This is a genomic window from Gemella sp., from assembly GCF_057272915.1.
This window is the reverse complement of the sequence record NZ_DBHIUF010000002.1, coordinates 43,450-54,587: the sequence shown is the minus strand read 5'-3', so window position 1 is coordinate 54,587 and position 11,138 is coordinate 43,450. Positions and strand designations below refer to the sequence as shown.

Here is an 11,138-nt window from a genome sequence, read left to right as displayed (position 1 = left end):
CCCCCGCACAGTTTATTAGATATCTAAAAAACTTTTATAAAGCAAATTTAGATATCAATAAACCACTGCGTCTATGAGTTATCATATGAACTTTGTCAAATTTTAGGACCTTTTTATCAATCCCAGCTGATTTTCTAGGATTTAATTTAAAATTTAAAGCTGTAGATTTATTAAAACCTACAGCTTTTTACAATATTAATTTTTACTCTCTAACTTTTCATTCATCTGACGACGTAGTTTAGAGAAATCTTCTTTAACTACTACAGTATCAGCAATAAAGTCATGAAGTCCTTTTTTCTTATTTGTGAAAGCTACTGCTAAATACGGCAAGTATACTAAGAATATCGTTAATAATCTACCTACTAGCTCACGATAAACTACATCTACGAAACTTAACTTTTCCCCTTTATTAGTCTCTACCTTTATCTTCATAATCATCTTACCTAAGGTTTGAGAGAAGAAGTAAGTCATAGCTATAAAGTAAGTAAACATAACAATAACATAACTCAGAGATTCTTCTCCTAAGATAGGAAAATCTAATTGCTTATTCAAAAGTCCAAAACTAAAAGTATTTAATAAACTAGATATAGCATAAATAACTATCATATCAATTACATATGCAACAAATCTAATCCAAAAGCCTGCATAGAAATTTTTAGAAAGTACTAAATAATCTTCTAATGAAGTTGGCAATGAAAAATCTTTTTCTAATTTTTCTTGTGTTTCTTTAGCATCTTCATACTCCTTAACAAGTTCTTCATTTTGTGCAATTTCATTCAGTACTACTCCCCCATTAAGAAACAGGTCATATGAAGGTGTATTATTATTTAAATCGTTGTTCATTTAAATTCCCTCCCTATCCTAAGTAGCTACGCTCAACTTTGTTTGAATTTACTTCGCTATTTAATTCAGAGATGAAACTTTTTGTTGTTGCTTTTACAAATCTAGAAATTAAACTTTCTGCAGTTTTATCAGCTCTTAACTCGATCATAGTTGGATTAGATAACCCTTTTTCTTCTTTTATTAAATCAATAAGTTCATCTTCAGTACCTACTTTATCAGCTAATTTGTTCGCTACTGCTTGAGTACCAGTGTAAGTTCTACCATCAGCAAGTTTCTTAACCTCATCTTCACTTAAGTGTCTACCTTCTGCTATAGCTTTTACAAATCTTTCATACGCTTCTTTATTTTGTTCTTGCAATATTTTTCTAGTTGATTCTGGTAAGTCTTCTGTTAAGCCACCTACTGCTTTTTGCTCTCCAGAACGAATAGTTTCTTGTTTAATTCCGTGATCGTTTAAAAATTTTTGAGCAGAAACATAACTCATGATTACTCCTAAAGAGCCAGTGGTTGTTTCAATATTCACAAAGATTTTCTTAGCTGGCGTAGATACATAATATCCACCCGAAGCAGCTATTTTCTTCATTGAGACATAAACATCTTTACCACTATTTTTTAAAGCATTATATAATTCAGCAGTTTCATAAACTCCCCCACCTGGTGAGTTTACTGATAATAGTATAGCTTTAACATTAGGATTATTTTTAGCTTCTTTGATTTGATTTAACACAGATCCTCTTGAATAAGTGTTCGTCATTTCAGCATTAATTTCACCATCTATAGAAATTTTCTGAATAATTTCACTACTATCACCTTTTTTCAAAGTTAATTTAGTAACACTTTGTTCTTGTAAAAACTCTGTTAAATATCCATTTAATTCTGCATCGTCTTTTTTACTGTTGTTACTTGATGTGATAGTTCCTTTAATTAACGAAAATACTACTAAGACCACAACAATAACTGTTGATATCAATCTTTTATTCTTAAAATTCATAATTTTTTCCTCCAAAACTTTATTATATTTTTTTTGTAAAAAGCCAGTGACAAATAACCCTTTAGCCATCTGTCCCTAGCTTTTAATCTACTCACCTTTAACTATTTTTTCAAACTCTTCTTGTAGATAAACATTCGCTGTTCTCTTGAAATATAAGTACGCTTTATCATTACCTTGATTTTGTTCAGTTACCAAGACAATCGGTTCTCCATTCAAGATTGTAAAGTAATATAAATGCGACGCTGGACCTCTAACATTCTCAATATCAGAATATACAGCAACTATATTATAGACATCTTTCTGATTCCCTTCTGGCGACCACTTCATATTAATCAGTTTATCACCTTCAAGAACTAAACGTGATTTCCCGACTTTTTCCGTATCTCCTGGAAGATGTAATCCATAGTAATTAACTTTATTATCAATAGTATATTCCTTATAATTTTGATCTAAAGTTTTTTCCCATTCTTTTACATATTGATAAAGTTTATTTCCTTTTTCTTTATTCCAAAGAGTATTACTTGTAGATTTTTTCTCTTCTTTTTTAGGACTATTTTCTTCTGATAAGCCAGTTACTGTAAGAGTACGTTTAAAGCTACCAGTAAGTTTTAAACCTTTCTTTTCAGCTTCCTCTTTATTAAGAGTTATCTCTACATCAACTTTACTTCCATTTTCCAAGTTTTCTTTTGGCGAATATTTAACCTCAGGTTTTCTTAAGAATTTCTTGATGTTTTCGTCGGTATCTTTAACTTCTGGAATTTCCGTAATATTAACATCAACCTTACCATTTCTATTAGTTCCATAAGCAGCTAGTTCAACTTTATACTGATCAATGTGAACTACTTTTAAATCTTTATTGTAGAATTTAAAATAATAGATACCTGCGGCAATTATACATATTAAAAGTAATACTACTAGGTAACTCAGTTTAGATTTTTTCTTTTTAGATTCTTCTTCAATGCAATTTTTAGCATTTCTAACACTATTATCAATAGAATTACCATTATAATTATTTCCTGGACCAGTAAACGAAACAAAGTTTCCACCTTGATTGTATTGCCCGTTATTGACATTATTAGTTGAATAACTACTATCTTCTACATAATTACCATCTTGATCATAATATCCAGTTATAATAAAGAAACCATTTGTATCATAATACCCTGCAGGAGTTAAATCATTATTAGGCGTATAATACTCGTTAGGTATAAAATTGCCATCTTGATCATAATATCCACCAGATACAAAATTTCCACCTTGGTCATAATATCCACCTTGGATAAAATTGCTATTTTCATCATAATAACCATTTTGATTGCTATTCATTTCATTATTTTGATTATTATTTCTATTTTTCACAACTCCCTCTCCTATTCTCCATAAGTTTTAGATACGAACTTATTATATCGTTTCATAAATGCAAGTTCTGCCGTTCCTGTTTGTCCGTGCCTATTTTTAGCAATAATTACCTCAATAGTAGAGACATCACTTGTTTCTTGAACTTCATTTTCATCGGCATCTTCACTTCTATAATAGTCACCACGGTATAAGAATGAAACAATATCAGCATCTTGCTCAATACTTCCCGATTCCCTAAGGTCACTCATCATAGGTCGTTTATCTTGCCTAGATTCAACACTACGCGATAACTGAGATAACGCAATTACAGGACACTCTAATTCCCTTGCCATCTGTTTTAAACTACGAGATATTTCAGATACCTCTTGTTGTCTATTATCGGTTCTCTTACTTCCTTGCAGAAGTTGTAAATAATCGATAACCACTAAATCTAAACCATGTTCTGCTTTTAATAACTTACATTTCGCTTTTACTTCATTTACTTTAATAAACGCACTATCCTCAATAAAGACATTTTTCTGATTTAAGAAATGAACTGCTGTTTCTAATTTCATAAGATCATCATTATCAAGAGTCCCTCGTTTAATTTTTTCAGAATCTATCATTCCTTCACTACAGATCATCCTAGAAACAAGCTGATCTGCTCCCATCTCTAATGAGAATAGGGCAACTGTTCTTTTTTCTTCTTCCGAACGCGGATTCTTCCCAGCAATATTAAGAGCAATATTAAGCGCAAAAGCTGTTTTCCCCATCGCAGGACGTGCTGCAAGGATAATTAAATCTCCCTTACCAAAACCTACAAGCTTATCTAAAGCTCCGTACCCAGTAGGTACAGCTACATTTTCTCTTTCTCCTGCCATACGCGCTAAAATTTCTTTAAAAACTTCCTCAGTAACATCTTTCATATTCTTAAACTGAGATGTCTTAGCACGTTCCATGGCACGTTCTACTTGATCGAATAAAGTTGCAGTTAACGAATCAATATCAGCATTTCCTTGATTCATCTCCTCAGTACTATTTAACAATGCAGCACGAATTTCTCTGTAAATAGAATACCTTTTTACTAAATTTGCATAATGCATTATATTACGAGAACTTGGTGTAACATCATATAAATCCACTATATATAATGAGGCATCCACATTTCTGAATGCCCCACTATTATTTATTTCTTCAAAAATTGTAGTGGTGTCAGGTATTATTTCCATTTCGTCTAAACGTAAAATAGCACTGTAAATATCTTTATTTCGTTCATCATAGAAGTCTTCAACATCAACCGTCGCCTTGACTTCTACTAACTTTTCAGGCTCTTGCATTAGAGCCCCTAATAACGATTGTTCCGCCATAACGACAGAATCTATATGATATTTCATATTATCACCTTCAACTTATTTACTATTGTTCCACCACGTGAACTTTAATTGTTCCTTCTACTTGAGAGTGTAGTTTAATTTTAACATTTGTATAACCTAATGATTGAATACCATGTGGTAAATCAATTTTTTTCTTATCAACTTTTAGGTCATGTTGTTTTTTTAGCTCTTCAACAATTTGTTTAGAAGACACTGAACCGAAAAGTCTTCCGCCTTCTCCAGATTTAACTTTAATAGTTACTTCTAAACCTTCTAATTGTTTCGCAAGTAAGTTAGCTTGAACTAATTCTTCTTGTTTATCTTTTTCAACACGTTTTTGTTGTCCTTTTAGTGTCGCCATATTAGCGTTTGTTGCTGCTACAGCTTTCTTGTTAGTTATTAAGAATTTTGCATATCCGTCAGCAATCTCCTTAACATCTCCTTTTTTTCCTTTTCCTTTTACATCTTCTATAAATATAACTTTCATTTCAGTTTCTCCTTTTTTCTATGATTTATTTTTAAGATATTATTTTATCAATAGCATCATTTAAACGTTCCAACGCTTCGTCTAAATTAACTCCTTCGATTTGTGTTGCTGCATTAGCAAGATGACCTCCGCCACCAAGTTCTTCCATAATAAGTTGAACATTTACTTTTCCTAGTGATCTTGCCGAAATACCGACCTTACCTTCTTCTAAGTATCCTATAGCAAAACTACATTCAATGCCTTTAAGAGTAAGAAGTAAATCCGCACTCTGAGCAAGCATAACATTAGTATAATATTTATCCTCTGGGGCTTTTGCCATGATGATCTCCGGTGATTTTTGAATAGAATTATTAATAATTTCTACTCTATTCATAAAATTCTCAAACGGTTCTTTTAAAATTGTTTTAACTTTTGTAGGATCAGCACCATTACTACGTAAATACGCTGCTGCATCAAAAGTTCTAGAACCTGTTCTTATTGAGAAGTTTTGTGTATCAACTACTATCCCTCCAAGCATAACCGTTGCAGCAATAGGGGAAATTTTCTCTATCTTAGTTTGATACTCAATTAACTCAGCGATTAATTCCGATGCCGATGAAGCATAAGGTTCAATGTAAGTTAACAATGGATTTGTAATTATATCTTCACCACGTCTATGGTGATCGATTATAACTTTCTTATTAGCTTTTGATAAAATCGCCGCATCTATTACACGAGAAGCATCAGATGTATCAACAATAATTAGAGTTGTTTGCGGTGTCATAAGTTCCCAAGCTTCATCACTGTTTACAAAAACACGTGACAGCTGTTCATCTAGACTGTCAATCTCAAACATTACTTTCTGAATTGTTTCATCTCGATCACTATCATTTAAGATAATATAGCACTCTTTACCTAAAAACTTAGCAAAAGTATAAATACCTATACAAGCTCCGACTGCATCGAAATCTGGACGTTTATGCCCCATTACGATAATCTTATCGCTATCATTTACGATATCAGCCAATGCATTAGAAACAACACGAGCCTTAATTCTAGTACGTTTTTCCTGTGGATTAGTTTTACCACCATAAAATCTAATCGTACCATCAACATCCTTCATGGCAACCTGATCTCCACCACGACCTAAAGCTAGGTCTAATGAACTCTTCGCAAGTTCTCCTAATTCCGGCAAAAAGTCAGTTCCCATTCCAACACCTATACTTAAAGTAATAGGTGCATCAAACTCCTCTTTTAGATTTCTAATAGTATCTAAAATTTGGAATTTTTCTTTTTCAATTTTCTTTAAGTCTTTTACATTTAATAATCCGATAAATCTATCTTCATCTATTCTTTTCAGATAAATACTATTTTTCTTAGCCCAATCTGTTAATGTAATAACAATAGTAGCATCCAATCTACTTGCCACTTCGTCATCTAAAGAATCAGATACATCTTCATAATTATCAATACTCAAATTAAGAATAATCGGACGAGTATCTCTAAATCGTTGCATTACAACTTTACTTTCTGTAATATCAAAGAAATAAATATATCCGCTATCTTTTTGATAGTTTACTTTAAAATGCTTACCAAAAATTTCAAACTGATTATCAACTGGCGTTTCCAAATCAAACAACTCTTTAATCTCAGGCATAAGCTCTAAAATATTTAGACCCTTTATCTCTTCGACTTTAATGTTTTTATAAATAAAGTTATTTGCCCATTCAATATTTTTATTTTCATCAATTACTACTATTCCTATAGGGAACTTATTGATCCCTCTTTCTGAAGAATCTTTAATTCTATTAGTCAATTTGCTAACATATCTTTCCATTTGCTCGCTAGACTTTCTCTTTTGCTTAGTATAAAGAAAGAAAATAAGTAAGCCTATCAATATATAAATAACTAAGCTATAGATATTAAATATCCCACTTAGAATTGCGCCAATTAGAAAAATAGTAAAAATAATTAATTCATATTTTTTCTTATCATTCACACTTATCTCCCCCTCTTCATAACAATATATCCTTCTCTTAACTTAAATATACTATCAACAAATCCAAGTAATTCGAAAATAGGACTAAAAATCAACATTAATGTAAACACCACTGTCTTCCCAATATTTGATTTTGATTTTTGTTCTACAAAGAAGAATGCAGTAAACAATCCATTTAAAATAAACGCCAGCGAGAACACTCCTGTAATATTTTGGAATAAAATATTCCAAAAACTATAAGTATTACTTCCCACTTCCATCTCTACAAGAAAAGTTATCAATGAAACTCCTATGTATATATATCCACTTCTAGGGCTCAACATTATGTGACTAAACTTAGGAAACACTGGAATAATCACATACTCTCTAGCCAATAACGATAATGTATACTGAACCAAAGCCAAACTATATACAAATAACATTACAAACAACGTCACAGGAAATGTCTTTTGTAAATTTGAAAAACTTTCTAATACCAAGTTTTTATCAACATTTTGATTCATTTCTGCCATCGAATTCACATAAGAATTAATAAACTCTAATATCTGATTACTATCTATAGTCAACATACCCATCTTAATAGATAAGAATACATATAAAGCTACAGCTAAGAATAGTAAAACATTAACAGTAACAACTAATAGTATCTTATTCACACGTATAGATATTGCTCTATATACTAAATAAGAGATAATCGCATGCATTCCAAACCAGAAAATCATACCAGGTGAGGCAAATAACAATAATATTCCTCCACCTATAATAATCAATGGAATACAGTATTTGAATCCTTTCGCACCTAAGACATAAGCAAGTGGAAAAACAGAAATAAATGCTGCCATAAATCCAATATTCAATAATGTTCCTAATAATATCAACAATAAATAACTCACTGAATATGCTAAGATCTTTGAATTACTAGGCATTCTAAAGAAAAATTTATTCTTCATTAATTCTTTAATTTCTTTATCCAAAAGTTCTGAAATGTTATTATCCAAATTAACACTCCTTTATTATTTTAATAATACCTCCTCATAGCATTCATAACTATGTAGGTATCTTTATTATTATACCAAATTCCGACGTTTTTTTAAAGAAAAATAAAAAAATACAAATATCAAACTAGAATAAAACAAAAAAATAAAATCAACTTTAAAAACAAGATTTCTCAATTATTTTTTAATGTTAAATACTTTTTATAATTGACAAAAAGCATTATAAAATTTATGATATTTAGTAGAGGATACAACTAATTTTACATTTATTACTAATATATTAATTTTTATATTTATTAAATTTATAGAAGGGGATATTTTCATGAAAAAATATATTATTACCATTATTACAGTCACTCTAGTAGTTTTAGTATTTGCATTAGGTGGATATTATTATTTAACTAAAGATGATAAAACTACAACATCTAATCAAACTACCCAAAAAGACAATAAGAAATCTACTACTAAAGAAAATACCAAATCTGATAACAATAACGAAAACACTCCGTCTACTAACGGAAAAACTCCAGAAACAGTTAATCAACCAACAATCATTAACGGTATTGTGTTAGCTAACAAAAAACACCCACTCCCTGCTAACTACAACCCAGGTGAGAATCCTACAGCACGCCAAAAAGTAAATAAATTAATCAGCGAGGCACAAGCTTTAGGATTAAATGTATCTAATCAGGTTTCTGGTTTTAGAGCATACGAAACACAAGCTGGACTTTACAATAACTACGTTGCTTCGCACGGAAAACAAGAAGCCGACAGATTCTCAGCTCGACCAGGTTATAGCGAACACCAAACAGGACTAGTCTTCGATCTTATCGACAATCAAGGTCAACTTTTAGGTGCAGAAGGCACTAGTGAAAGCAGTAAAAAAGCAGCAGAATGGTTAGATAAAAATGCACATAAATACGGTTTTATCGTTAGATACAAACCTCAGTTCGTTGAAAAAACTGGTTACATGGAAGAAAGTTGGCACATTCGCTATGTTGGTGAGGATGTAGCTAAAACAATTTATGAAAAGAATATTTCGCTAGAAGAGTACCTTAACGCTCCGGGTGGAGACTATGCAAACTAAAATATTATTAATAACAGGAGAAATCAATGAATAGAAATAATCAAAATCCAAATAATCAAAATTTTGACAATCAGAATTACAATAACCAAAATTTTGACAATTCACAATATAACAATCAAAGTTATGACCCTAACTTTACCAATCCTCAACATAACGAAGGGTATGATCAACAATATCAAAATGCGCAATATCAAAATTTTAATCAACAACAAAATTACAATGATCAACAACAAAATTACAATGATCAACAACAAAATTTTAACAACCAACCAAACTATAACGTTCCTCCAATGTACATGGAAGAACCCAAAGAGAAGAAAAAAAGTATCCTACCTGTTGTCTTAACAGCAATCATTACTTTAGTTGTTCTAGTAGTAGCATTATACTTTGGATATAATAAATTCCTTAAGAAAGAAAATGTTATTGACCTAGCTACTTACGAAGTTAACTTCGTCGCATACGGAGCTGAAGGAGAAGGGAAACCTGAAGCTGATATCAAAAAAGTTCCTGAGGTTGCAAATTCTAATGCTGAAATCTCTAACTTATTATCAAATCCAGATATTTCATTCAATAAACAAAGCAACTTAAAAAATGGTGACAAAGTTGAAGTTACTATTACACTAAATAAAAATACTTTAAATAAATTAAAACTAAAAACAACAGGAGAATTCAAACGTACATTCACTGTTAATGGACTAAATGAAAAAGCTAAAGAAAAAGAAACTATTATTGTAAAAGAAGGTTCTTCTGGTTCTTCTGGTTCTTCTAAACGTCGCAGCGACGAACGTACTGTCTACGTTAAACCTTCTGCAGGTGTAAACTTAAGAAGTTCTTCAAACGATTCAAGTAATGTCATCACTTCAATCAAAGTTGGAAGTTCTGTATATCAACACTATATTGAAGTAAACTCAGATGGAGAAGCTTGGGCTTATGTTTCTTATGGTAGCCGTGATGGTTGGATAAGAGCAGATTTAATTGGATAAAAAATAAAAAAGCGACTCGAAATTTTGATTTCTAAGAAATCATTTTCGAGTCGTTTCTTTTTGTACTTTTGCTAAAAATCTTCTTTAATGAATTTTAGCCATTTAGCCAGCAACCTTCATTATTATTTATTTCTTCTGCGTTGTCTTGCTACTGTCAATAATCCACCGAACATAGCTAGTCCTAACCCTGCTAATCCTGTATTAGTTGTGTTCGCTCCTGTATTTGGTAAAACTGTTTTTGTATTAACATTCTCTACTACTGGCAATTGTCCTTCTTCAATAATTGGAGATTTTTTCGGAAGTTTTCTAAAGATATGTGTCACCACTTCTCCAGCGTTTCTTGTCGCAACAAATTCATATCCTGCAATTTCTCCATGTGCTAATGCTTCATTAGCTTCACCTAATTCAGCTGGCGCTTTAGCATCTGCTGGGCGTAAGTCATTTCCTGCTTCATCTTGCCATTTAGTAATGATAAGTTCAGGAACTTCCAACTTAGCAGCTAATCTCGCTTCTACTGAATTTATTGTTTCTATACCTGTATTTTTCGCTGTTTCTACAATTGCATTTGTTGTTGCTGTTTTTATTTTTACAATAGCAGTCATCGCTGCTTTTTCAGCTTTGTCTTTAAGGATGCCTTTATCGTTATCTGTAAATTCTTTGCTTGATTCTATAGACTTAACCTTAGTATCTAAAGCTTTTTTCACTTCTTCAATAGCGTTTGATTTTTCTATTTCTGTAGGGAATGGCGCCCCATCTAACTTCTCTTTAACTGCATTAATTGCATTTACGGCATCATTTACTTCTGTTTGTGTTGCGTCTGCTTTGTTGAAGATTGTTTTTCCTGATTCTACTGCATTGTCATATGCTGTTTTTTGACTTGCTTCTGCATTGTAGTATTCTGGTTTTGCTTTTGTTGCTGTTACATCTGTTGTTGTCGCTGTTTGTAACGCAGCTTTGTTTGTTGCGACTCCTCTTAATGCATTCTTAGCGTTGTTTATTGCTGTTACTGCATCATTTACTTCTGTTTGTGTTGCGTCTGCTTTGTTGAAGATTGTTTTTCCTG

At 31.6% G+C, this 11,138-nt stretch carries 10 protein-coding genes; 2 read left to right on the top strand and 8 right to left on the bottom strand.

All coding sequences use genetic code 11. The features are described 5' to 3' along the window. Window positions 1–195: 195 nt before the first annotated feature. The 7 genes from ACO6OL_RS01120 to ACO6OL_RS01090 form a co-directional block, all read right to left on the bottom strand. Window positions 196–843: an RDD family protein gene (locus ACO6OL_RS01120; RefSeq protein WP_485501829.1), complete on the bottom strand. Its 648-nt coding sequence runs from the start codon at window positions 841–843 to the stop codon at window positions 196–198. Between the two features lie 13 nt (window positions 844–856). Then, window positions 857–1,834 carry a signal peptide peptidase SppA gene (gene sppA / locus ACO6OL_RS01115; protein WP_485501828.1) on the bottom strand — a complete coding sequence of 326 codons (978 nt, stop codon included), beginning with the start codon at window positions 1,832–1,834 and terminating at the stop codon, window positions 857–859. An 87-nt stretch (window positions 1,835–1,921) separates the two neighbouring features. After that, complete coding sequence (locus tag ACO6OL_RS01110; protein ID WP_485501827.1) at window positions 1,922–3,193, bottom strand: DUF4767 domain-containing protein; 1,272 nt, start codon at window positions 3,191–3,193, stop codon at window positions 1,922–1,924. Between the two features lie 11 nt (window positions 3,194–3,204). Further along, window positions 3,205–4,566, bottom strand: a complete 1,362-nt coding sequence (dnaB, locus tag ACO6OL_RS01105) for a replicative DNA helicase (protein ID WP_485501826.1) — start codon at window positions 4,564–4,566, stop codon at window positions 3,205–3,207. 22 nt (window positions 4,567–4,588) lie between these two features. Beyond that, window positions 4,589–5,032, bottom strand: a complete 444-nt coding sequence (gene rplI, locus ACO6OL_RS01100) for a 50S ribosomal protein L9 (RefSeq protein WP_314160041.1) — start codon at window positions 5,030–5,032, stop codon at window positions 4,589–4,591. Window positions 5,033–5,063: 31 nt separating this feature from the next. Continuing rightward, window positions 5,064–7,010, bottom strand: a complete 1,947-nt coding sequence (locus ACO6OL_RS01095; protein ID WP_485501825.1) for a DHH family phosphoesterase — start codon at window positions 7,008–7,010, stop codon at window positions 5,064–5,066. Between the two features lie 2 nt (window positions 7,011–7,012). Continuing rightward, the gene (locus tag ACO6OL_RS01090) at window positions 7,013–8,008 is read right to left on the bottom strand and encodes a DUF2232 domain-containing protein (protein ID WP_485501824.1); all 996 of its coding nucleotides are present in this window, start codon (window positions 8,006–8,008) and stop codon (window positions 7,013–7,015) included. Window positions 8,009–8,327: 319 nt separating this feature from the next. On the opposite strand from ACO6OL_RS01090, the gene ACO6OL_RS01085 reads away from it, so the two are divergent. Together ACO6OL_RS01085 and ACO6OL_RS01080 are read left to right on the top strand one after the other, a co-directional pair. Beyond that, complete coding sequence (locus tag ACO6OL_RS01085; RefSeq protein WP_485501823.1) at window positions 8,328–9,092, top strand: D-alanyl-D-alanine carboxypeptidase family protein; 765 nt, start codon at window positions 8,328–8,330, stop codon at window positions 9,090–9,092. A gap of 26 nt (window positions 9,093–9,118) precedes the next feature. Next, the gene (locus tag ACO6OL_RS01080) at window positions 9,119–10,075 is read left to right on the top strand and encodes an SH3 domain-containing protein (RefSeq protein ID WP_485501822.1); all 957 of its coding nucleotides are present in this window, start codon (window positions 9,119–9,121) and stop codon (window positions 10,073–10,075) included. Between the two features lie 122 nt (window positions 10,076–10,197). Here the strand turns inward: ACO6OL_RS01080 and ACO6OL_RS01075 are convergent. After that, window positions 10,198–11,138: DUF1542 domain-containing protein (locus ACO6OL_RS01075; RefSeq protein ID WP_485501821.1), on the bottom strand; the 941-nt coding region annotated here is incomplete at its 5' end.

What these genes read in the sequence shown, in the direction of transcription:
- ACO6OL_RS01120 (WP_485501829.1), bottom strand. Translation starts at nt 843, where the DNA reads ATGAACAACGATTTAAATAATAATACACCTTCATATGACCTGTTTCTT.
- sppA (WP_485501828.1), bottom strand. Translation starts at nt 1,834, where the DNA reads ATGAATTTTAAGAATAAAAGATTGATATCAACAGTTATTGTTGTGGTC.
- dnaB (WP_485501826.1), bottom strand. Translation starts at nt 4,566, where the DNA reads ATGAAATATCATATAGATTCTGTCGTTATGGCGGAACAATCGTTATTA.
- rplI (WP_314160041.1), bottom strand. Translation starts at nt 5,032, where the DNA reads ATGAAAGTTATATTTATAGAAGATGTAAAAGGAAAAGGAAAAAAAGGA.
- ACO6OL_RS01085 (WP_485501823.1), top strand. Translation starts at nt 8,328, where the DNA reads ATGAAAAAATATATTATTACCATTATTACAGTCACTCTAGTAGTTTTA.
- ACO6OL_RS01080 (WP_485501822.1), top strand. Translation starts at nt 9,119, where the DNA reads ATGAATAGAAATAATCAAAATCCAAATAATCAAAATTTTGACAATCAG.